Below are 22568 nucleotides of genomic sequence, written 5' to 3' on the forward strand. Positions count from 1 at the left end.
TCGCCGGGCCCGGCGCGCGGCCGCCGAGCACTTCCACGGGCTGGACGACGACGAGGCCTCCCCGCTGGACGCCAGTCCGTCACCGCTGGAGGAGCCGGTCGAACCCTCGCCGTCGGCCCGCGGCTGACCGGCGTGGACGTCGCGGTCCTGGTCAGCCCGGCCGCCGGGCGGGGCCGCGCCCGCGCCGTGGCCCGGGCGGTCCTCGACGCCCTGCGCGAGGAGGGCCTGGCGCCCCGGGTGCTCGCCGCGACCACCCGACCCGACGCCGAGCGGCAGGCAGCGGTCGCGGTCGACGGCGGCGCCCGCGCCGTCGTCGCGATCGGGGGCGACGGCGCCGCCCACGCGGGGCTGCAGGCGGTCGCCGGCACACCCGTCCCGCTCGCCGTGGTCCCGGCCGGCACCGGCAACGACCTGGCGCTGGCCCTCGCCGTGCCGACCGATCCGGTGGCCGCCGCCCGCGCCGCCGCCGGCGACCTGCTGGCCGGCCGCGCCCGGGCGGTCGACGCCGGCCGGACCGCCGGCCGGTGGTGGGCCACCGTGCTCTGCTGCGGCTTCGACTCCGCGGTGACCGACCGCGCCAACCGGCTCCGCTGGCCACGCGGCCGCCGCCGGTACGACGTCGCCGTCCTGGCGGAGCTGGCCCGGCTGCGGCCCTACGAGGTGATGCTCACCCTGGACGGGGTGGCGCGCACCCTGCCGGCCACCATGGTCGCCGTCGGCAACACGGCCTGGTACGGGGGCGGCTTGCGGATGTGCCCGGGAGCCGACGTCGCCGACGGACTCCTCGACGTCACCGTCGTGGGGGTCGTCTCCCGGCGGGAGCTGGTCCGCACCAAGCCGCGGCTGGCCGACGGCACCCATGTCCACCACCCCGCGGTGACGGTGCACCGGGCCGCCCGGGTGGAGCTGGCGTGCGCCGGCGTCAGCACCTACGCCGACGGCGAGCTGGTGGCCCCGCTGCCGGTCGTGAGCGAGTGCGTCCCCGGCGCCCTCCGCGTCGTCGGCGCCGGCCGGGCCTGAGCACCGGGTCGCTCGGCCGCGTCCCGGGGCTCGCCCCGAGCCGTCGAGGGGCGGGGAGGACGGGGTCCTTCCGCTGATCGACCCGGGCAGAGCGCCTAACGTGGGGGCATGTCCAGCCCCGCTGAGCGGTACGCAGCTGCCCGGAGGCGGACCTCCCACCCGGTCCTGGCCGAGTTCACCGCCGAGCTCGGCTTCTCCCTGGACCCGTTCCAGGTGGAGGCCTGCGAGGCGCTCGAGCGCGGCTCCGGCGTGCTGGTCTGCGCCCCGACCGGTGCCGGGAAGACCGTGGTGGGTGAGTTCGCCGTGCACAAGGCGCTCGCCGAGGGGCGCAAGGCCTTCTACACGACGCCGATCAAGGCGCTGTCGAACCAGAAGTACAACGACCTGGTCGAGCGCTACGGCGCCGACCGGGTCGGGTTGCTGACCGGCGACAACGCCGTCAACGGCGACGCCCCGGTGATCGTGATGACCACCGAGGTGCTCCGCAACATGCTCTACGCCGAGTCGCCGGCGCTGGCGGGGCTGGGCTACGTGGTCATGGACGAGGTCCACTACCTGGCCGACCGGTTCCGCGGTGCCGTGTGGGAGGAGGTGATCATCCACCTGCCGCAGTCGGTGACCCTGATCTCCCTGTCGGCGACGGTGAGCAACGCGGAGGAGTTCGCCGACTGGCTGGTCACCGTGCGCGGCGACACGGAGGTCGTGGTCAGCGAGGTCCGGCCGATCCCCCTCTGGCAGCACATGCTCGTCGGCAACCGGGTGTTCGACCTGTTCGCCCTGCGCCCCGCGGCGCACGCGGGGGAGCAGGGCGTGGAACCCCGGTCGCTGTCCACGCGCGAGCGCGGCGCCTCCGTGGTCGACCCCGAACTGGTCCGCTACGTGCGCGAGCACGAGCGTCGCATCGACAGCTGGGGTGGCTCCTCGCGCCGGGAGGGCCACCACCGGCCCCGGTACCGGCCGCCCGCCCGGTCCGACGTCGTCGAACGGCTCGACCGCGCCGGCCTGCTGCCCGCGATCACGTTCGTGTTCAGCCGCAACGGGTGCGACGCCGCCGTGCACCAGTGCCTGCTCAGCGGGTTGCGCCTCACCGACGAGGCCGAGCGGGCCGAGATCGCTGCGATCATCGACGAGCGCACCGGATCGCTGCCGGAGGAGGACCTGCACGTCCTCGGGTTCTGGGAGTGGCGCGAGGGCCTGCTCGCCGGGCTCGCCGCCCACCACGCGGGGCTGGTGCCGGCGTTCAAGGAGACCGTCGAGGAGTGCTTCGTCCGCGGCCTGGTCAAGGCCGTCTTCGCCACCGAGACCCTGGCGCTGGGCATCAACATGCCCGCGCGCACCGTCGTCCTCGAGCGGCTGGTGAAGTGGAACGGCGAGGCGCACGTCGACATCACGCCGGGGGAGTACACGCAGCTGACCGGTCGCGCCGGGCGCCGCGGCATCGACGTGGAGGGGCACGCCGTCGTCATCTGGGCGCCGGGGATGGACCCGAGCGTGGTCGCCGGGCTGGCCAGCACCCGCACCTACCCGCTCCGGTCGTCGTTCCGGCCGAGCTACAACATGGCGGTCAACCTGGTGGGTTCCTTCGGGCGGGCCCGGGCCCGCGAACTGCTGGCGAGCTCCTTCGCCCAGTTCCAGGCCGACCGCTCGGTGGTCGGCCTGGCGCGGGCGGCGGCCCGTCACGAGCGGGACGCCGCGCAGTTCGCCGCGGAGATGCGCTCCGACCGCGGTGACGTCGGGGCCTACGCGCAGTTGCGCCGGGAGATCGCCGACCGGGAGAAGGAGCTCTCCCGGGACTCGCAGGCCAAGCGCCGGATGGAGGCCGCCGATGCACTGGCCGCGCTGCGCCCGGGGGACGTCATCCGCGTGCCGACGGGCCGCCGGCAGGGGCTGGCCGTCGTCCTCGACCCGGGCATCACCGACCTGGCCGATCCACGCCCCCTGGTGCTGACCGAGGACAAGTGGGCCGGGCGGCTGGGCTCGGTGGACTTCCCGACGCCGGTGCAGGCGCTGGCCCGGGTGCGGGTGCCCAAGAACTTCAACCACCGCAGCCCGCACGCCCGCCGCGACCTCGCCTCCACCCTGCGCAACGCACGGGTGGAGCACGAGCTGGGGGCGCGCCGGGTGAAGAAGGGGCGCTCGGCGGCGGCCGACGACCCGGTGCTCGCCGACCTGCGGCAGGCGCTGCGCAACCACCCGGTGCACCAGCTGCCCGACCGCGAGGAGCGGGTGCGGATGGCCGAGCGCTGGCTGCGCGCGGTGCACGAAGCGGAGTCGCTGCAGCGGAAGATGGCCGAGCGCACCGGCTCCCTCACGCGCCAGTTCGACCGCACCTGCGACGTCCTGGAGGAACTGGGCTACCTGGTGCCGGAGGTCGCGCCGCTGGTCCCGGCCGACACCGAGGTGGTCGGTGCGGTCGACGACGCGGGGGCGGAGGAGGACAGGGTGACCGACGACGGCCGCCGGCTGGCCCGCATCTGGTCGGAGTCGGACCTGCTCGCCGCCGAGTGCCTGCGGGCCGGCATCTGGCGCGGCCTGACGCCGGCCGAGCTGGCGGCCGTGGTCTCGACACTGGTCTTCGAGGCGCGGCGGGACAACCCTGCCCTCCCCGCCGTCCCGGCCGGCAAGGTCGGCGTGGCGATCGGCGAGATGCGCGCCATCCGCTCCCGGCTGCAGGACGTCGAGCTCGACCACGGCGTACCGGCCGGCCGCGACCTCGATCTCGGCTTCGCCTGGGCCGCCTACCGCTGGGCCGACGGGCAGAGCCTGGACCGGGTGCTCGCCGGCGCCGAGCAGGCCGGCACCGAGCTCTCCGGGGGTGACTTCGTCCGCTGGGCGCGGCAGCTCATCGACCTCCTGGACCAGCTCGGCAAGGTCGCCGACGACCCCGTGGCCCGAACCGCCCGGGCCGCGGTGGAGCGAGTGCGGCGGGGGGTCGTCGCCGTCGCCGTCGGCGGCTGATCAGCGGTCCGCCGCCACCGGCCCGGTGCTCGGGTGCGGCAGAATCCCCGGCGCCCGGTCGCCGACCGGACGCAGGCAGTCGGGAGCGACGATGACCCATCCGCCGCACGGCGAGCACTCCTCCGGTGATGCACCGGGCGGGGACCGTCCCGCGCCCCCGCAGCAGCCGTGGGGTCCGCCGGCCTGGCCCCACGGGCAGGCTCCGGCCGGCTACGGCCGGCCCGGGGACACGCGGCCCTACGGCGCCCCACCGTTCGGTCAGGCTCCCTACGGCCAGCCGCCGCAGCACAGGCACCCGGGCGCCGGCGGGTACGGCCCACCCCGGTACGGGCAGCCACCGCACGGGCAGCCGCAGTACGGGCAGCCGCAGTCCGGCCCGCCGGCGCAGTACGGGCCCCCGGGCGCGAGCGGTTCCGGACTGCCGCAGTACGCGCTCGCCCGGCCTCCGGCCCGCACGACGCGGACCGGGCTGCTCGTGGGGCTGCTCGTGCTGGCGGCCGTCCTCGTCGGCGGCGTCGTCCTGGCGAGCACCACCGGGCCGACGGTGCTCTCGCGCTCGGCGGTGGAGCGCGACGTCGCCGAGCAGTTCGAACAGCGCGAGGGCGTCGCCGTCGACCTGAACTGCGACCAGGAGATGCGCGTGGAGGAGGGGGCCACCTACGCGTGCACCGGCGTGACCGCCGACGACGAGGAGATCACCCTCCGGATCGAGATCACCGACGCCGAGGGCGCCCGGTACACCTGGAGCGAGCCGTGACCCGCGGCTGAGGCGTGCTCAGCCGAGCGCGTCCGCCGGCCAGCCCAGCGCGGCACCCAGGCGGCCGAGGGAGGACTGCAGGCCGTGCCGCTCGGCCAGCGCGGCCAGCGCGCCGGGGTCGGCGGGGGAGCGGGGGAGGGCGCCTTCGACCGCGGGCAGATCGATGTCCCGCGCCACGGCGACCACCACCGGGGCGGCGTCGAGGTAGTCGGCGGCCGCGTGCAGCTTCTTCAGCACGGCCGCCGTCAGCGGCGGCGCCGGGACCACCGTGCGCGCCACCGCCGCCCGGATGCCGGCCAGGTCGCCGAACTCGCCGATGAGCGCGGCGGCGGTCTTCGCGCCCACGCCGGGCACGCCGGGCAGCCCGTCGCTCGGGTCGCCGCGGAGGACGGCGAAATCGGCGTAGGCCCGGCCGGGGATGCCGTACTTCGCGGTGACGGCGGCCTCGTCGACGAACTCCAGGTCGGAGATGCCCCGCGCCGTGTACAGCACCCGCACGCCGCGGGCGTCGTCGACCAGCTGGAACAGGTCGCGGTCGCCGGTGACGACGTCGACGGGGCCGCGGGCCCGGGTGGCGAGCGTGCCGATCACGTCGTCGGCCTCGTAGCCCGGTGCGCCGACGCGGGCGATCCCAGCGGCGGCGAGCACCTCGATCAGGACCGGCACCTGCGGAGCGAGCTCGTCGGGGGTCTCCTCGCCGCCCTCTGGCGCGACCCGGTGGGCCTTGTACGAGGGCAGCGCCGCCACCCGGAACGCCGGCCGCCAGTCGTCGTCCCAGCAGGCGACCAGCCGGTCCGGCGCGTGCGCGGTGACCAGGCGCGCCGTCATGTCCAGAAAACCCCGGACGGCGTTGATCGGCCGCCCGTCCGGGGTGGTGACGCTGGTCGGGACGCCGTAGAAGGCGCGGAAGTACAGCGATGCGGCGTCCAGGAGCATGGTGGTCACGCGGCCACCCCGCCGACCTGTGCCGTCGTCCGCCCGGACTGCGCGTGCTCGTCCACGTCCGCGGACGGTAGCGGTCTGGCAACGATTGCGGGGAAGGGTGGTCCGGCGTGGCTACTCTGCGCCGGTGACAACCGTGACAGAACCGGCCGGAACAGGCCCGCTCGTGACCGTCGACCGGGTGCACGCCGCCCGGGCGATCGCCGGTGAGCTGGGCGTGGACCTCCTCGTGCTCACCCCCGGCGCCGACCTCCGCTACCTGTGCGGCTACGCCGCCCACGCGATGGAGCGGCTGACCGCCCTCGCGGTGCCCCGCTCGGGCGAGGCGTTCCTCGTCGTGCCCCGCCTGGAGGCGCCCATGGTCGACGCCAGCCCGGCCGGAGCGCTCGGCCTGGAGGTGCTCGCCTGGGACGAGACCGATGACGCGTTCGCGGTGCTGGCCGGGGCGGCGACCGCCCGGCTCGGCTCCGCCCCCGCCCGGGTCGCCGTCGGGTCGCGTACGTGGGCCGAGCACGCGCTGGGTGTGCAGCGGGCGCTGCCCGGGTCGGCGCTGGAGCTCGCGAGCCCGGTCGTGGACCGGCTCCGCATGGTGAAGACGCCCGCCGAGGTCGAGGAGCTGGCCCGGGCCGGCGCGGCGATCGACCGGGTGCACGCCCGCATGGGGGAGTGGCTGCGGGTCGGCCGCACCGAGGCGGAGGTCGGCGCCGACATCGCGGCGGCCATCCTGGCCGAGGGGCACGTGGGGGTGGACTTCACCATCGTCGGCTCGGGGCCCAACGGCGCCAGCCCTCACCACGAGCTCTCCGGCCGCACGGTGGAGGCCGGGGACGTCGTCGTCGTGGACATCGGCGGCGAGACGGCGACCGGCTACCGCTCCGACTGCACCAGGACCTACGTCGTCGGCGGGAGCGCACCGGCCGACGTGGCGCAGTGGTACGAGGTGCTGCACGCCGCGCAGCAGGCGGCGACCGCCGCGGTGCGCCCCGGCGTGACGGCCGAGCAGATCGACGCGGCGGCCCGCACCGTGATCGCCGACGCCGGCTGGGGCGAGTACTTCATCCACCGCACCGGGCACGGCATCGGACTGGACAGCCACGAGGCGCCCTACATCGTGGCCGGCAACCAGCTCCCGCTGGAGCCGGGCATGGCGTTCTCCGTGGAGCCGGGCATCTACCTGCCCGGTCGCCACGGCGCCCGCATCGAGGACATCGTCGTCTGCACCGACGACGGCGTCCGCGTCCTGAACAACGGTCCCCGTGAGCTCGTCGAACTCCCCGGCTGAGGCCGGGGGCGTCCCGCTGGACGTCGACCGGGCGCTGATGGCGGCGCTCGCCCGCGACGGCCGAGCCAGCTTCACCGAGCTGGCCGAGCGGGTGGGGCTGTCGGTGTCGGCCGTGCACCAGCGGGTGCGGCGGCTCGAGCAGCGCGGGCTGATCACCGGGTACCGGGCGACGCTCGACGCCACGCAGATCGGCCTGCCGCTGACGGCCTTCGTGTCGATCACCCCGACCGACGCGCAGACCGACGACGCGCCGGCCCTGCTGGCGCACCTCGACGCCATCGAGGAGTGCCACGCGGTCGCGGGGGTGGAGAGCTACATCCTCAAGGTGCGGGTGGCCTCGCCGGACGCGCTGGAGAACCTGCTCAAGGAGATCCGCGCCGCCGCGAACGTCCGCACCCGGACGACGGTGGTCCTCTCCACCCCCTACGAGGCCCGGCCACCGATCTGACCGCCGGCTGTCATGCGTCACGAGGGGGTCCCGGGCGCAGCCTTCGCCGGGCGTGGTGGTCGACCGGCCCCCCGGTGTGGCCTGACCGATGACTCTCCCGCGGTGCGCCGGTCTGTACGCCGGAGACCGACTCATGGGAGGCAGACGCCGTGCGGAGACTGAGCTTCGGCATGAACGTGAGCCTGGACGGCTACATCGCCGCGCCCGGCGACGACATCGGCTGGAGCGTGCCGAGCGACGAGCTGTTCCAGTGGTGGTCCGACCGGGTGGGGGCGACCGGCCTGGCGCTGTACGGGCGGAAACTGTGGGAGACGATGAGTTCCCACTGGCCGACCGCCGACCAGCAGCCCGGCGTCACACCGGCGGAGATCGAGTTCGCCCGCCGCTGGCGGGACATGCCGAAGATGGTGTTCTCCTCCACGATCAGCGCGGTCGACGGCAACGCCCGCCTGGTCACCGGCGACGCGGTCGCCGAGATCACCCGGCTGAAGGCCGAGGACGGCGGCCCCATGGACATCGGCGGCGCCACACTCGCCGCAGCGGCGATGCGGGCCGGGCTGATCGACGAGTACGTGGTGGCCACCGCACCGGTCCTGGTGGGGAGCGGCACGCCGTTCTTCACGGCCCTGGACAACTGGGTGGACCTGACCCTGGTGGAGACCCGGACGTTTCCCGACGGCGTGGTCCTGACCAGGTACGAGACCAGGCGGTAGCTGTCCGACGTCGGTAGGACCGGTGGTCACCGGGCAGCCGCACCGGTCGACGTCGGGCCCCGCCACCCATCCGACAGCTGGACAGTCGTTCGAACGTGTGTTCGGATGGTGGGCATGCGGTGGGACGCGCAGCGACTCGACGTCGACGAGCCCGGGGCGCTGCCCGGCATGCCGACCATCCGTGGGCTGCTGCGCAGCGTGCAGGTGCCCGAGTTCCCCGGGCTCACCTTCCACGAGGTGCGGTCCAGGAGCGCGCTGAACCGCGTGCCGGGGGAGTCGGCGATGCCCTTCCCGTGGACCATCAACCCCTACCGCGGCTGCTCGCATTCGTGCGTGTACTGCTTCGCTCGCCGGACGCACGAATGGCTGGAGCTCGACTCGGGCCGGGACTTCGACACCCAGGTCGTGGTCAAGACCAACCTGGTCGAGGTGCTGCGGCGGGAGCTGGCCCGGCCGTCATGGCGGCGCGAGCACGTCGCCCTCGGCACGAACACCGACCCCTACCAGCGGGCCGAGGGTCGCTATCGGCTCATGCCCGGGGTGATCGAGGCGCTCGCCGCGTCCGCCACCCCCTTCTCCATCCTCACCAAGGGCACCCTACTGCGGCGCGACATCCCCCTGCTTGCGGCCGCCGCCCGCGACGTCCCCGTGGGGTTGGGGGTCTCGATCGCCATCTGGGACGACGACCTGCACGCCGCGCTCGAGCCCGGCGTCCCCGGCCCGCGCGCCCGGCTGGAGCTGATCCGGGCGCTGGCCGACGCCGGGCTGCCCTGCGGGGCCTTCCTCGCGCCCGTGCTCCCCGGCCTCACCGACTCTCCCGCGCAGCTGGACGCCGCACTCGCTGCGATCGCCGCGGCCGGGGCGTCCGGCGTGACCGTGATCCCGCTGCACCTGCGCCCGGGCGCCCGGGAGTGGTTCATGGCCTGGCTGCGTCGCGTGCACCCCGAACTCGTTCCGCGGTACGAGCGCCTGTACGCCCGCCGGGCCTACGTGCCGGCCGAGTACCGCACGTGGCTGGCCCGGCAGGTGGCGCCGCTGCTGGCCCGGCACGGCCTGGACCGGCGGTCCGGCGGGGCGGCCCGCCAGGTCGAGGTCATGGGCGTGCCCGGCGACGAAGAGGTCGGCTTCCCCGCCGGCAGCCTGCCCTCCACGGCGCTCCCGGGGCCCGGTCCTGTCCCCGACCGGGGTGCAGCGTCGGCCCCCGCCCCCGGTGGTGCGGCTGAGCAGCTGACGCTGCTCTGAGCGCGCTCAGCCGGCCTGCCGGGACGCCCGGGCCACCGCTCGGGTGGCGCGGACCATGCCGCGGGATCCCACCGGCTGGGCGCCGGCCGCGAGCGCCAGCCGGCGGTAGGAGTCGTAGGACAGCGTCCGGTAGGCAGCGGCGAGCTCCTCGACGGCCTCGCGGCGGGACGGGGCGACGGTGGCGCGCAGGTGCCCGACCGTGGCGCGCACGTGCTTGGTGAAGGTGGCCTGCAGGGCCTGGTTGGAGAGCCTGCCACCGATGCGGGAATCCAGGCCGGGCCCCCGGCGCAGCGCCGGCAGCACCCAGGGACTGGCGGCCAGCGCCGGGAACCTCGCCCGAGCCGCCTCCCAGGCGTGCCAGGCGGTCAGCGCCCCGGGGACGGACCACTCGCCGTCGTCGGTGGTGACGTGCAGGCGGCGCGCGGTCGCCCGCACCTGGTCCCGCCGCAGCGAACGGAAGGCGCCGACCGGCGCGGGCCAGCCCAGGGCGAGCGCGCACCAGGCCACCGAGCGCAGGTGCTCGGGGTCCTCGGCGCGGATCCGGGTCAGCGGCCGGAGATCGAGCTGCGGCGGATCCGGCTCGGGGGTGGCCGGCTGCGCGAGCGCCAGACCGCCGTAGCGGGCGACCTTGCTGTAGAGCGCGACGGTGGCCGGCTTCCAGCCGCGCGCGGCGGACAGCTCGTCGAGGCCACCGGCCGCCAGCTCCTCGGGCCCGAGATCGAGCTCGAGCGCCGCGTCGGCCAGCCGGCGCCACTGGTCCTCGTACCCAGGAGGCGGTCGCAGCCGGGCCCAGGCGCGTGCCGGCGGTAGGGCAGGCATGTCGGGCAACGGCTGCTGCCAGGCACGTGGCATGCGTCCAGTCTACCGTTATCCCCAACAATCGGGACAACATTCGTTGTGCTGATTTGACGAGCAACCAAAACCGGCGCCCTTCGGGCACCGCATCACCAACGGACCACCAGGACCGGTTGGATCTGCGCCCGGCGATGTCCCTCTGGATCATGGGACCGTGCGAACGGTGGGCGTCGAGGAAGAACTGCTGGTCGTCGACCCCCACGGCGTTCCCGTTCCCCGGGCCCCGGAGGCCCTGGCGGTCGCGGCGCGCCGCGGCGAGGGCGAGGACGTCCACCAGCACGACCTCGAGGAGCGCGGCAAGGACGTCGCCGTCCCGGAGACCGCCCGCCTCGTCCCCGAGCTGAAGGCCCACCAGATGGAACTCGGCACGCCGGTGTGCACGACGCTGGCCGAGATCCGCAGCCAGCTGCAGCACTGGCGCGGCCGGGCCGACGACGCGGCCGCCGCCGTGGGTGCCCGCGTCGCCGCCCTGGCCACCTCGCCGGTCGGCGTGACGCCGGTCCCCACGGAGGGCGAGCGCTACGGGCGCCTGCTCGAGACCTTCGGGCGCACCGCTGAGGAGGTCCTCACCTGCGGCTGCCACGTGCACGTGTCGGTGGCCGACGACGAGGAAGGGGTGGCGGTGCTCAACCGCATCCGCAACTGGCTGCCGGTGCTGACCGCGCTCAGCGCGAACTCGCCGTTCTGGCAGGGCCGGGACACCTCCTACGCCAGCTTCCGGTCGCAGGTGTGGCACCGATGGCCCTCGGCCGGCCCGAACGAGCCCTTCCACGACGCGGCGGACTACCACCGGCTCGTCGAGGCGGTGCTCGCCACCGGGACCGTGCTGGACGACGGGATGGTCTACTTCGACGCCCGCCTGTCGGCCACCTGGCCCACCGTCGAGGTCCGCACGGCCGACGTGCTGATGCGTGTGGAGGACGCCGTCACCCTCGCCGGGCTCGTGCGCGGCCTGGTCGAGACCGCCGCCCGGGAGGCCCGCGCCGGGGGAGCGGTACCGGAGACGCGCGCGGAGGTGCTCCGCCTGGCGTCCTGGCGCGCCTCCCGCTCCGGGCTCTCCGGTGACCTGGTGCACCCGCGAACCGGCCGGCCCGCCCCGGCCGCCGACGTGCTGGCCGATCTGCTGGATCACGTCCGGCCCGCGCTCGCCGAGGCCGGCGACGAAGCCGTGGTGAGCAGCGGTCTGGACGCCCTCCTGACCCGCGGGACGGGAGCGGACCTCCAGCGGCGCGTGCACCGCGAGACCGGCGACCTCGCCGCCGTCGTCCGGGCGGCCGTCGCCGTCACCGCGGGGGAGGAGACCCCCCGGGCGACCGCCGGCGCGAGCCGCTAGATTCCCGCCATGTACACCGCGAGCTGGCGCGACGTCGTCCGTCCGGGGCTGTTCGGCACGTCGCCCGACCCGAGGGACAAGCCCTACCGCCTGGTCATCCGACTGGCACTCGTCGTCTTCCGGCTCCTCCGGTTCCGGTTCGACGTCCGCGGCTCGCAGCACGTCCCACCCGTGGGTGGGGCGATCATCTGCAGCAACCACGTCAGCTTCTTCGACTTCACCTTCCTCGGCCTGGGCGCGCTGCCGCAGCACCGCCTCGTCCGGTTCATGGCGAAGTCGCCCGTGTTCGAGCACTGGCTCGCCGGGCCGTTCATGCGGGCCATGAAGCACATCCCCGTCGACCGGAAAGCCGGCTCGACGGCGTTCGAGGCCGCCGTGCGCGCCCTCAAGGACGGCGAGGTGGTCGGCGTCTTCCCCGAGGCCACCATCAGCACGAGCTTCACGGTCAAGGACCTCAAGGCAGGCGCCGCCCGCATGGCCATCGACGCCGGTGTGCCGATCATCCCGGCGGCGGTGTGGGGCGGGCACCGGGTGGCGACCAAGAACCACAAGGTGGAGCTGCGCCGGGGCGTCCCGGTCATGGTCTTCCTGGGCGACCCGATCACCCCCGAGCCGGGGGAGCAGATCGCCGCGCTGCTGGACCGCACGCGCACCGCCATGGTGGCGCTGCTCGACGAGGCGCAGCGCAGCTACCCCGACCGGCCCGCCGGCGACGACGACCGCTGGTGGCTCCCGGCCCACCTCGGGGGCACCGCCCCCACGCCGTCGGAGGCGGCGGCCGCCGACGCGGTGCGCGCGGCGGGGCGGGGGACGACGCGCGCGAAGAAGTCCCCGGCCCGCCGGCTCACCGGGCTGCTCCGCCGCCGCTGAGCGGACAGCTCACTCGACGACGACCGGCGCCATGAGCCGGAAGGCCTCCAGCTCGACGTCGTACCAGCGCCGCATCCGGCCCAGCGGGGTCATGCCCAGCCGCCGGCACACCGCCATCGACGGCTCGTTGCCGGGTCGGACGACGGCGTAGACCTCGGGGAGGCCGCGAACGAACGCCCGGTCGATCACCGCCCGCGCGGCCTCGGTGGCGTAGCCGTGACCCCACGAGTCGGGGTGCAGGTGCCACCCGACCTCCACCTCGCCCACCCCGTTCGGCAGCGGCTTGAGCAGCACCGTGCCCGCCGGGACGCCGTCGGGTCGCTCGATCGCCCAGCACAGGAACGTCTCGTCCTGGCGGTGCACCTCGGCCCAGCGCTCGACCAGCTCGGCCGGGGGCACCGACGGCGTCCCGCCCAGCCAGCGGGTCACCTCCTCCCGGCGGTAGACGTCGCGAAGCCGGGCCAGGTCCGCCGGGCCGGTGGTCCAGGGGCGCAGCCGCAGCCGCTCGGTGCGCAGCTCCTTCCCCTTGCCGCCCATCGGTCCTGCCTACCGTCGGGCGGGGCGCCCGGCCACCGGAGGGTCTCCCGCCGGAGCGGCCGAGTCGGCGTGATCTCCTACTCGTCGCCTCGCGGTCGGACGCGAGCGCGGGGACGAGAGGTGGACGCCACATGAGCCTGCTGCTCACCGACGTGCGGATCGGCGACCGCCCCGGGCGCGCCGTGCACGTCGTCGACGGCCGGATCGCCTGGACCGGTGCTGCCGCAAAGGCCCCGCGTGCCGATCACGCGGTCGCGGGGGAGGGGGCGCTGCTGACGCCTGCCTTCGTCGACGCGCACGTGCACGCCACGGCGACCGGTCTGGCGCTGACCGGTCTCGACCTGCACTCGAGCCCCAGCCTCGCCCATGCGATGGAGTCCATCCGAGCCCACGTCGCGACGGCGCCAGGCGGGATCGTCCTGGGCACCGGCTGGGACGAGACCGACTGGCCCGAGCGACGGGGCCCGACGCGCGCCGACGTCGACGCCGTGGCCGCCGGGCGCCCGGTCTACCTGGCCCGTGTCGACGTCCACTCGGCGACGGTCTCCACCGCGCTGCTCGACCTCGTCCCGGGCATCACCGGGCTCCCGGGGTTCTCGCCGGACGGACGGCTGCGCCTGGACGCCCACCACGCCGCCCGCCAGGCCGCCTACGGTGCGGTGGGGACCGCGCAGCGCCGCGCCGCACAGCGCGCCGCCCGGTCCGCGGCGGCCGCCCTGGGGATCGGCAGCCTGCACGAGATGGCCGGGCCGGAGGTCTCCTCCGCCGACGACCTGAGGGAGCTGCTGGCCCTGGCCGCCGAGGTGCCCGGCCCGCGCGTCGTGGGGTACTGGGGCGAGCTGTCCGAGCGCGGCGGCCTGGAGCTGGTCCGGGAACTCGGTCTCGCCGGCGCCGGGGGAGACCTGTTCTGCGACGGCGCCCTCGGCTCGCACACCGCCGCCCTGAGCGCTCCTTACAGTGACCGACCCGAGACGTCGGGCACCCTGCGGTTCGAGTCCGCCGCGCTGGTGGAGCACGTGCGCGCCTGCACGGCGGCGGGGATCCAGGCCGGCTTCCACGTCATCGGGGACGCCGCCGTCGAGCAGGTCCTGGACGCCGTCGGCGCCGTCGTCGCGGAGCTGGGCGTCGCGGCCGTCCGCGCCTGCCGTCACCGCCTCGAGCACCTGGAGATGCCCTCCGCCGCGGCCATCGACCGGATGCGGGACTGGCAGATGGTGGCCAGCGTGCAGCCGGCCTTCGACGCCACCTGGGGAGGCGATGCGGGCATGTACGCCGAGCGGCTCGGCGTCGAGCGGGCCCTGGCCACCAATCCGTTGGCCGAGCTCGCGGACGCGGGGGTCGCCCTGGCTCTCGGCAGCGATGCGCCGGTGACTCCGCTGGACCCCTGGGGGGCGGTGCACGCGGCCGTCGACCACCGGACGCCGGATTCCGGGTTGCGTCCCTTCGACGCCTTCGACGCCGCCACGCACGGCGGCTGGTTCGCCGTCCGCGCCGAGCACCCGGCCGGGCCGCTGGCCGTGGGAGCGCCCGCGGACCTCGCGCTGTGGGCCACCGACCAGGGGCTCTCCGGCGTCCTCGGCAACCGGATCCGACCCGGCTGCGCCGGTCTGCTCGTCGACGGCCGGGTGGTGACGGGCGCGGGGTGAGCGCCGTCGCTGTCAACGATCAGTAACGATTCGATCACACTGCGACGCACAGCTCGCCAGGGTCTCGATTCGGCGCGGGGCAGTTCTTACAGTCCCTGCAGTTCCTGACCGGGAGCACCGCACGCACGTTCCCCGGCAGGCGCGTCAGTCCCTCCGGCCGGCGCTCCCGATCTCGGGTGCGCTCCCGGGTCGCGGGGGGCCGGCGGGCCGCCGGTCGCGGCGTGTGCGGGCACCCCGGCGGAGCCCCCGTGGAGCCGCGCCATCAGACAACGGTCGCGCCGATCGCCGCCAGCGACCGGCCGTCCGGCCCGAAGGCGCGCCGATCGCGGAGGGCGACCGCCGGCGCCCCCGGGAGCAGGGGTCCGGTGGTTCGGACGGAAGGTCCCGGCGCACACGCGCTCGCCCACTCCGCCGGGATGGGATGCTGGGTCGGGGCCGCGGACACCGCGGCCCGGACCCCGCCCGAACGGGCGCGGGGACGTCCCGCCCCGGGTGGGCGGCTGCACCGGGGAGGCGCTGCGTGCCCGCAGGCGATGGCGGGCCGGGAACCTGGACGCTCGCGCGCCCGGCCGGCCCCGACGCTGCCGGGCGGCCCGTGCCGCCGGCGGGAGCTCCGGCCTCCCGCTGGTCGCGCGCCCCCTGGCGCACCGTCCTGGCTGCCTGCGGCGGGCTGGCGATGTTCCTGGCGTTCCCGGGATACGACCTCGCCGCCCTGGCGGTGCTGGGCCCGGCCGCGCTCGCCGTCGCCGTCCACGGGCGCAGCGTCCGCGCCGGTCTCTGGCTCGGGCTGGTCACCGGGCTCACCTTCTTCGTCCCCCTGCTCTCCTGGACCGGCATCTACGTCGGGGCCGTCCCGTGGCTGGCCCTCGCGGTCAGCCAGGCGCTGTTCGTCGCCGCGCTCGGGGGCCTGACCGCGCTCACGTCCCGGCTCCCCGCCTGGCCGCTGTGGGCCGCCGCCCTGTGGGTGGCCGTCGAGGCGGGCCGCGGCCGCTTCCCCTTCGGGGGGTTCCCCTGGGGCCGGCTGGGCCTCTCCCAGACCGAGGGCCCCTTCCTGGCGTTCGCCGCGTACGGCGGTGTCCCGCTGGTCGGCTTCGCCGTCGCGCTCACCGGCACCCTGCTGGCGGCGGCCCTCGCCCTCGCGCAGGGACGGAGCGCGGCAGGGATCACGGCCCGGCACCGTCGCGGGGCGGCGGCCGCGCTGGCCGGCGCGCTGACGATCCCGCTGGTGGGCGGGTTGGCCTGGCTGCCGCTGGCCGGGGGCTCCCTCACCGCAGGCGGCCCCACCGCCACCGTCGCGGTGATCCAGGGCGACGTACCGCGCGCCGGCCTGGACTTCAACGCCCAGCGGCGGGCGGTGCTCGACAACCACGTCCAGCAGACGCTGCGCCTGGCCGGGGAGGTGGCCGCCGGCCGGCAGCCACCTCCCGACGTCGTCCTCTGGCCGGAGAACAGCTCGGACATCGATCCCTACCGCAACGCCGACGCCGCGGCGCAGATCCAGCGCGCGGCCGATGCGGTGGGTGCGCCGGTGCTGGTCGGCGCGGTCGTGAACGGCCCGGGGGAGTACATCAGCAACACCGCGATCGTCTGGACCCCCGAGGGCGGTCCCGGCGACACGTACGTCAAGCGGCATCCCGTTCCGTTCGCCGAGTACGTCCCGGCCCGCGACTTCTTCCGGTTCTTCAGCGACAAGGTCGACCTCGTCCGCCGGGACTTCGCCGCGGGGGACGAGGTGGGCGTCCTCGACATCGGTGGCGTGCGGCTCGGCGACCTCATCTGCTTCGAGGTGGTGTACGACGGCCTCGTGCGCGACGTCGTCGACGGTGGTGCGGGCATGCTCGTGGTTCAGACCAACAACGCCACGTTCGGCTACACCGACGAGAGCGCCCAGCAGCTGGCGATGAGCCGGGTGCGCGCGGTCGAGTTCGGCCGCACCGTCGCGGTGGCCGCGACCAGCGGCATCTCCGCGATCGTGGCGCCGGACGGCACCGTGGTGCGCTCCTCCGAGCTGTTCGAGCCCGCGGTGTTCGTGGCCGAGGTGGCCCAGCGGGACGGCCGGACGGTCGCCCAGCGGCTCGGTGCCGCGCCGGAGGTGCTCCTCACCGCCCTGGGGCTCGGCGCGGCGCTGTGCGCCGCCCTCCGGCGGCGTGCGGGGAGCCGGGCGTGAGCGAGCGCGTCCTGGTGGTCGTCCCGACCTACAACGAGGCGGAGAACCTCGAGCGGGTGCTCGGCAGGCTGCACGCCAGCGTCCCGGAGGCGCACGCCCTGGTCGTCGACGACGGCTCGCCCGACGGCACCGGGCGGATCGCCGACTCGCTGGCGGCGGCCGATCCCCGCGTCCACGTCCTGCACCGCGCCGCGAAGGCCGGCCTGGGACGTGCCTACGTCGCCGGGTTCCGCTGGGCCCAGGAGCGCGGTTACGACGTCCTGGTCGAGATGGACGCCGACGGCTCGCACCCGCCCGAGCAGCTGCCCGCCCTGCTCGCCGCCCTGGCCGACGCCGACCTCGTGCTGGGGTCCCGCTACGTCGACGGTGGCCGGGTCGAGGACTGGCCGCTGCACCGGCTGGTGCTGTCCCGCCTCGGGAACCGGTACACCCGGTGGGCGCTGCGGCTGCCGCTGCGCGACGCCACCGGGGGCTTCCGGGCGGCCCGCGCCGAGCTGATCGACCGGCTCCCGTTCGACGAGGTGGCGAGCGAGGGCTACTGCTTCCAGGTCGACTGGGCCTGGCGAGCCCTGCGATCAGGGGCCCGCGTCACCGAGGTGCCGATCACCTTCACCGAACGTGCGTTCGGCCGGAGCAAGATGAGCGGCTCGATCGTTGGAGAGGCGTGGGCGCGCGTGACCGTGTGGGGCGTGCAGGACCGGCTGGCCGACTGGCTGCCCGGACGCGTGCGGCCACCCGTGACCGGCGGGGGAGCGGGAACGGCACGACCTGGAGAGGGGAGGCGACGTGGCTGACGTGGTGCGTCGGAGACTGCGCACGGTGGTGGGGCTGACCGCGCTGGCGGAGCTGGTGGTCTTCGTGCTGGTCGCCGCCTGGATCGGCCTCGGGTGGACGATCCTCGCCACCCTCGTCACCAGTGCGCTCGGATGGGTGCTGCTGGCCAGCCAGGGCCGGCGGGCCCTCGCCGACCTGCGGCAGCGGGCGCGGTCACGCGAGGCCGCGGGCCGCGAGCTCGGTGACGCCGGGCTGGTCGCCGTCGGCGGTCTGCTGATGGTGCTGCCGGGCTTCCTCGGTGACCTGATCGGGCTGCTGTGCCTGCTGCCGGGCACCCGGGGGCTGGTGCGTGGCGCGCTCCGGCGGGTGGTGCTCGCCCGGCTGCCCGAGCACCTGCGTGGACCGGTGCGCGTGGGGAGCACCCGTACCGCCCCGGTGGACACCACCGAGTCCTACGGCCGTGGGGAGCCGCTCGTGATCGAGGGGGAGGTCCTGCGGGACCCCGACCAGAAGGCCTGACCCGCTCCCGGGGGCACCCGGCCCCGGACGCGGAACGGCCCCGGTGGATCTCTCCACCGGGGCCGTCCGGTCACTGCGGTAGGGCTGGGGTCAGCTGGCGCGTGTCCGCCGGCCCCGGAGCACCTCGAGGCGCTCGGCGAGGACCTCTTCGAGGTCCTCCACGCTGCGCCGCTCCAGGAGCATGTCCCAGTGCGTCCGCGGGGGCTTCACCTTCTTGGGCGCCGGCTCGGTCCCACCGACCAGCTTCGCCGCGGAACCGTCGAACTTGCACTCCCAGGTGTCGGGGAGCTCCGCGTCGTCGGCGAAGGGCACCGTGAACAGGTGGCCCGAGGCGCACCGGTACTCGGCGTACTGCCGCTCGATGGGCGCGGTGTTGCGCTCGGTCTCATAGCTGACGCTGCCCAGTCGGCTGCCGCGCAGGGAACGCTCACCCATGGCACACCGTCCTCTCGTGCTCGTGTCGGTCGGGACTCGACGTCCGGTGGCCAGGGCAGTACCCAGGCGACCGGGGAGTCAGAGAGATGAACGACCGAAAAGGCGGAGAGATTCCGCCGAATCGGCTGCTCATCATCGCATGGGGTGGGATCCGGGGCGCGGGCGCCCCCCGCAGGGGTGAGGAGCCGCCGTTCAGGGCAGGGCGAGCTGGCCCGGCCCGGCGGCGGTGGGGCCCAGCTCGCCGCGCACGTAGTGCCGCCGGCAGAGCACCTGGTACCGGACGGCGGGGGCGCCGGCGCCCTCCCCGGGCAGCTCGGGGGGAGCGGTGTCGGCGACGACGACGGTCGCGCCGGAGCGGACCATGACGCCGTCGACGACCCGGGCGTTGAGCAGCCCCGGGAGACCGCACCAGCAGAGCACCTCCACCTGGATGCGCTGCACCTCGTCGGCCAGCTCCAGCAGGCGCCGGGTGCCGGGGAACAGCTGCGCGCGGAAGTCGGTGGTGAGCCCGAAGGCGTAGACGTCGACGTGCGACTCGTCGACCAGCTCGGCCAGCTGGTCCACCTGGGCGGGGAGGAGGAACTGCGCCTCGTCGACGATCAGGTAGTCGACCCGGTGGCCGTCGGCCCAGCGCGTGCGGACGAGCAGCCGCAGGTCGGTGCCCGCGTGCACTTCCATCGCCGCCCGGCAGAGCCCGACGCGGGAGCTGATCCGCGGAGCCGCGGACCGGTCGCCCTGGGTGACCAGCAACCCGTGCCGGCCCTGCCGGCTGTGGTTGTGGTCGACCTGCAGCGCCAGCGTGGACTTCCCGCAGTCCATGGGGCCGTGGAAGAACCGCAGATGGGCCGGTGCGGGGTGGCGTCGCCGGTCGCCGGAGGCGGGCACCATCGGCGGCGGGGGAGCGGGCCGCTCGCCGTCGGGCGCGGTCACAGCTTCTCCGGCGGCGTGTTGCCGGCGGCGACGACAGCGCGGCGCATCGGCAGCGCGGCCAGCGCGACGAACCCGGCCACGAAGAAGATCACCAGGCTGACGATGGCCAGCCGGTAGGAGCCGGTCAGCTGGTAGGTGAGGCCGAACGCGAGCGGCCCGAGCCAGCTGGTGCCGCGGTCGCTGATCTCGTAGAAGCCGAAGTACTCCGCCTCCTTGCCCGCCGGGATGAGCTGGCTGAACAAGGAGCGGGAGAGGGCCTGGGTGCCGCCCTGCACGAGCCCGATGACGGCGGCGAGGGCGTAGAACTGGGCGACCGCGCCGGTCTGCAGGGAGAACGCGGCGAACAGCACACCGATCCAGGCCACCAGGGCGCCCAGGACGACCCGCTTGGCGCCGTAGCGACCGGCCAGGCGGCCGAGGCCCAGCGCGCCGAAGATCGCCACCACCTGGACCATCAGGATCGCGCCGGTGAGCACGTCCTGCGCCAGGTCCAGCTCCTCGGTGGCGTAGGTGGCCGACAGGGAGATGACCGTCTGCACGCCGTCGTTGAACAGCAGGTAGGCACCGAGGAACCACAGCGTCAGCGGGAAGGCCCGCATCTCGCGGAAGGTGGTGGCCAGCTGGCGGAAGCTGCTGCTGGACCGGCCTGCGGAGGGCGCGACCGGGCGGTTGCGCAGGCGGGACACCGAGAACAGCGTGAAGGCCCCCCACCACAGCCCCGCCGTCGCCAGGCAGATACGCACGGCCTCACCGGTCGTCAGCCCCAGGTCCTCGGCCGCGACGACCAGGCCCAGGTGGACCGCCAGCAGCAGCGCCCCGCCGACGTAGCCGAACGCCCAGCCCTTGCTGGAGACGGCGTCGCGCTCGTCGGGTCCGGCCAGCTCCGGCAGCCACGAGTAGTAGACGACCGTGGCCGCGCCGAACGCGATGTTGGCGAGGACGAACAGACCCGCGCCCAGCAGCCACCGGCCGTCGCCGGCGAAGAACAGGCCGGTCGTCGCGAGCGCCCCGAGGATCGCCAGCCCGGTGAGCATCTCCCGCTTGCGGCCGGTGCGGTCGGCGACGGCGCCGGCGAGGGGCAGCACGAGCACCTGCAGGACGACCGACGCCGACAGCACGTAGGAGAACCAGCTGCCGGCCGCGAGCGACAGCCCGAGGAAGGAGAGCCGCTCGTCCGGGCCCGCGGCGTCCCGCGCGATCGCGGTCAGGTACGGGCCGAGGAAGACGGTCGTCACCGAGGTGTTGAAGACCGACATCGCCCAGTCGTAGGAGTACCAGCCGAACCGCTCGCGCCGGAGGGCGGGATCGGTCGACGGCACCGACGGGTCGGCGGCGGGGACGGCGGTGGTCACCGCGGCAGGGTGCCAGGCAGGTGGCGGCCGGTCCAGCACCGGCCCGCGCCGGTCACGGGATGTCCTCCGGCACGACACCGCCGGGAAAGGCGGCGACGGCGGTCGTGGGCCGTGTCGGGTCGACGAACGCGGGGCCGTCGAGCTCGTCGGACCGCAGTGGGCGCAGGCCCCGGGTGAGCGCAGCGGCGATGCGGGTGCGCGCCCGGTTGGCGTCTCCCACGCGGCCCATCTCCAGGTCGTCGAAGACGACCGGCGGGCCGACGTGCACCCGCAACGCGGGACGGCGCAGCACGGCCCGCAGCAGGGTGCGCAGCTTGCCGAGGTCGTTGCCGTACTGGAGCACCTCGTGCGCACCCCACTGGCTCACCGGGAGCACGGGCACCCGCAGGCCCAGTGCGAGCCGCGCCATTCCGGTGCGGCCCCGTTCGGGCCAGAGGTCCGGCGCCAGGCCCACCCGGCCTTCGGGATAGGCGACGACGTGGCCTCCGTGCACCAGGGCCACCTCGGTGACGCGGACGGCGTGGCGGGCCAGCTCGGTGCCCCGCTCCACCCGGATGGCGCCGGTCCGTTCCAGCAGCGGGCCGGCGACCGGCGCGGAGACGATGCCCCCGGTGGCCATGATCCGGGGGGAGACGCCCAGCCGGTGCAGGGCGACGGCGATGACGAAGGGATCGAAGTCGCCGATGTGGTTGGCGGCCAGCAGCAAGGGCCCCCGCCGCAGCTCCTCGGGGATCTCGCCGGTGACCTCCACGCGGCCGAAGACGCTCACCAGCCACGAGAAGCGACGCAGCACGAACCGCCAGAACCACCACGGCGGGGCGAAGGCGATGGCCAGCTCCCGGGCGAACCACTCGGGGTCGTCGGGCCGGACGAGGGCCGCGAGGTCCTCCGGCAGCGGGGGCGTGCGCGGACGCCAGTCCCGGAGCCACGTCACGACGGTGGCGCCCACTGGCCGCGCTTCTCCAGCACCTCGCGCAGCATCGCCGGCCGATCGGTCATGATGCCGTCGACCCCGAGGTCGAGCAGGGCCGCGGCCTCATCGGGGTCGTCGACGATCCACACGTGCACCTGCAGACCGCGCGCGTGGGCGGCGGCGAGGAAGCGCTCGTCCACCAGGGCGCGGCCGCCGAGATGCAGGGGCACCTGCGCGCAGCCGGCCGGGATGCGCACCAGCCCGGCGGCGCGGGGGGAGTAGGAGGACAACCGCAGCGCCGCGACCCCCCGGGGCCCCAGCGAGGTGCAGAGCATCGGTCCGAAGAGCCGCCGGGCCGCGGCGACGCGGGCGTCGGAGAACGAGCCCAGGCAGATGCGGTCGAGCACCTTCATGCGCCGCACCAGGCGCACGAGCGGGGCCAGCACGCCGGCGGCCTTGATGTCGAGGTTGAACCGGACGTCGGGCCACGCGCCCAGCAGGTCCTCGAGGCGCACGATCGGCTCCCGGCCGCCGATGCGGGCCTCGGAAACTTGTGCCCAGGTCAGGCCGTCGAGGCGGCCGCTGCGGTCGGTGACCCGCTCCAGCGTGGGATCGTGGAAGGCGACGAGGACGCCGTCGGCCGTCACCTGCACGTCCGTCTCGAGGTACCGGTAGCCCAGGTCCACGCAGGCCTGGAAGGCCGGCATGCTGTTCTCCAGGTGCTCGATCGCTCCACCGCGGTGCGCCATGGCCAACGGCGTCGGCGCGTCGAGGAAGGCGAAGCGCGCGGCAGGCACGTCGTCCACGCTAGTGGCACCGGTCGGCGCACCTGCGAGGCCCCGTCGACACGGTCGGAGGCGGTGGTCGACCAGCCT

At 75.2% G+C, this 22568-nt stretch carries 21 protein-coding genes; 13 read left to right on the plus strand and 8 right to left on the minus strand.

The genetic code is table 11. The features are described from left to right. The first annotated feature begins 132 nt into the window (after positions 1-132). The 3 genes from ACI79K_RS20205 to ACI79K_RS20215 all read left to right on the plus strand — a co-directional run bounded on the left by ACI79K_RS20205 (position 133) and on the right by ACI79K_RS20215 (position 4735). Positions 133-1020, plus strand: coding sequence for a diacylglycerol/lipid kinase family protein (locus ACI79K_RS20205; RefSeq protein ID WP_456600604.1), 888 nt, complete (start codon positions 133-135; stop codon positions 1018-1020). Positions 1021-1128: 108 nt separating this feature from the next. Then, positions 1129-3978: a DEAD/DEAH box helicase gene (locus tag ACI79K_RS20210; RefSeq protein ID WP_456595653.1), complete on the plus strand. Its 2850-nt coding sequence runs from the start codon at positions 1129-1131 to the stop codon at positions 3976-3978. Positions 3979-4069: 91 nt separating this feature from the next. After that, on the plus strand, positions 4070-4735 hold the full coding sequence (locus tag ACI79K_RS20215; RefSeq protein WP_456587835.1) for a DUF4333 domain-containing protein: 666 nt from the start codon (positions 4070-4072) through the stop codon (positions 4733-4735). Positions 4736-4753: 18 nt separating this feature from the next. Here the strand turns inward: ACI79K_RS20215 and ACI79K_RS20220 are convergent, their stop codons facing one another. Further along, positions 4754-5671, minus strand: a complete 918-nt coding sequence (locus ACI79K_RS20220; RefSeq protein WP_456588019.1) for a 5'-3' exonuclease — start codon at positions 5669-5671, stop codon at positions 4754-4756. A 133-nt stretch (positions 5672-5804) separates the two neighbouring features. Here ACI79K_RS20220 and ACI79K_RS20225 point away from each other — a divergent pair, with 133 nt between their 5' ends. From ACI79K_RS20225 to ACI79K_RS20240, 4 genes are all read left to right on the plus strand, one after another. After that, entirely contained in the window at positions 5805-6959 is a 1155-nt protein-coding gene (locus tag ACI79K_RS20225; protein ID WP_456600605.1) for a M24 family metallopeptidase, read from the plus strand. Further along, on the plus strand, positions 6934-7407 hold the full coding sequence (locus ACI79K_RS20230; RefSeq protein ID WP_456587833.1) for an Lrp/AsnC family transcriptional regulator: 474 nt from the start codon (positions 6934-6936) through the stop codon (positions 7405-7407). Before ACI79K_RS20225 ends, ACI79K_RS20230 begins: the two co-directional genes overlap by 26 nt. A gap of 149 nt (positions 7408-7556) precedes the next feature. Then, entirely contained in the window at positions 7557-8120 is a 564-nt protein-coding gene (locus ACI79K_RS20235) for a dihydrofolate reductase family protein (protein WP_456600606.1), read from the plus strand. Between the two features lie 105 nt (positions 8121-8225). Continuing rightward, entirely contained in the window at positions 8226-9362 is a 1137-nt protein-coding gene (locus ACI79K_RS20240) for an Rv2578c family radical SAM protein (protein WP_456600607.1), read from the plus strand. A 6-nt stretch (positions 9363-9368) separates the two neighbouring features. Here ACI79K_RS20240 and ACI79K_RS20245 read toward each other — a convergent pair whose 3' ends face one another. Further along, entirely contained in the window at positions 9369-10214 is an 846-nt protein-coding gene (locus tag ACI79K_RS20245) for a hypothetical protein (RefSeq protein ID WP_456587830.1), read from the minus strand. 157 nt (positions 10215-10371) lie between these two features. On the opposite strand from ACI79K_RS20245, the gene ACI79K_RS20250 reads away from it, so the two are divergent. Together ACI79K_RS20250 and ACI79K_RS20255 are read left to right on the plus strand one after the other, a co-directional pair. Continuing rightward, entirely contained in the window at positions 10372-11550 is a 1179-nt protein-coding gene (locus ACI79K_RS20250; protein WP_456600608.1) for a carboxylate-amine ligase, read from the plus strand. 9 nt (positions 11551-11559) lie between these two features. Beyond that, positions 11560-12420, plus strand: a complete 861-nt coding sequence (locus ACI79K_RS20255) for a lysophospholipid acyltransferase family protein (RefSeq protein ID WP_456587828.1) — start codon at positions 11560-11562, stop codon at positions 12418-12420. Between the two features lie 9 nt (positions 12421-12429). On the opposite strand, the gene ACI79K_RS20260 is transcribed toward ACI79K_RS20255, so the two are convergent. Next, positions 12430-12957 (minus strand): GNAT family N-acetyltransferase, encoded by a 528-nt coding sequence (locus ACI79K_RS20260; protein WP_456587827.1) that lies wholly within the window; start codon positions 12955-12957, stop codon positions 12430-12432. Between the two features lie 131 nt (positions 12958-13088). On the opposite strand from ACI79K_RS20260, the gene ACI79K_RS20265 reads away from it, so the two are divergent. From ACI79K_RS20265 to ACI79K_RS20280, 4 genes are all read left to right on the plus strand, one after another. Further along, on the plus strand, positions 13089-14603 hold the full coding sequence (locus tag ACI79K_RS20265) for an amidohydrolase (RefSeq protein ID WP_456600609.1): 1515 nt from the start codon (positions 13089-13091) through the stop codon (positions 14601-14603). Positions 14604-15123: 520 nt separating this feature from the next. Further along, positions 15124-16770, plus strand: coding sequence for an apolipoprotein N-acyltransferase (gene lnt, locus ACI79K_RS20270; RefSeq protein ID WP_456600610.1), 1647 nt, complete (start codon positions 15124-15126; stop codon positions 16768-16770). After that, entirely contained in the window at positions 16767-17564 is a 798-nt protein-coding gene (locus ACI79K_RS20275; RefSeq protein ID WP_456587824.1) for a polyprenol monophosphomannose synthase, read from the plus strand. Before lnt ends, ACI79K_RS20275 begins: the two co-directional genes overlap by 4 nt. Then, positions 17557-18063: an FxsA family protein gene (locus ACI79K_RS20280; protein ID WP_456587823.1), complete on the plus strand. Its 507-nt coding sequence runs from the start codon at positions 17557-17559 to the stop codon at positions 18061-18063. The genes ACI79K_RS20275 and ACI79K_RS20280 overlap by 8 nt, the downstream gene beginning before the upstream one ends. Before the next feature lie 90 nt (positions 18064-18153). On the opposite strand, the gene ACI79K_RS20285 is transcribed toward ACI79K_RS20280, so the two are convergent. The 5 genes from ACI79K_RS20285 to ACI79K_RS20305 form a co-directional block, all read right to left on the minus strand. Then, positions 18154-18498 carry an RNA polymerase-binding protein RbpA gene (locus ACI79K_RS20285; RefSeq protein WP_456587822.1) on the minus strand — a complete coding sequence of 115 codons (345 nt, stop codon included), beginning with the start codon at positions 18496-18498 and terminating at the stop codon, positions 18154-18156. Positions 18499-18690: 192 nt separating this feature from the next. Beyond that, positions 18691-19428, minus strand: coding sequence for a thymidine kinase (locus ACI79K_RS20290; protein WP_456587821.1), 738 nt, complete (start codon positions 19426-19428; stop codon positions 18691-18693). After that, a complete protein-coding gene (locus ACI79K_RS20295; protein ID WP_456587820.1) occupies positions 19425-20780 on the minus strand; it encodes an MFS transporter in 1356 nt (451 codons plus the stop codon). Before ACI79K_RS20295 ends, ACI79K_RS20290 begins: the two co-directional genes overlap by 4 nt. Before the next feature lie 52 nt (positions 20781-20832). Next, complete coding sequence (locus tag ACI79K_RS20300; protein ID WP_456600611.1) at positions 20833-21729, minus strand: lysophospholipid acyltransferase family protein; 897 nt, start codon at positions 21727-21729, stop codon at positions 20833-20835. Next, the gene (locus ACI79K_RS20305; RefSeq protein WP_456587818.1) at positions 21711-22490 is read right to left on the minus strand and encodes a glycerophosphodiester phosphodiesterase; all 780 of its coding nucleotides are present in this window, start codon (positions 22488-22490) and stop codon (positions 21711-21713) included. Before ACI79K_RS20305 ends, ACI79K_RS20300 begins: the two co-directional genes overlap by 19 nt. Positions 22491-22568: the final 78 nt, after the last annotated feature.

Source organism: Blastococcus sp. SYSU DS0616 (assembly GCF_054051015.1).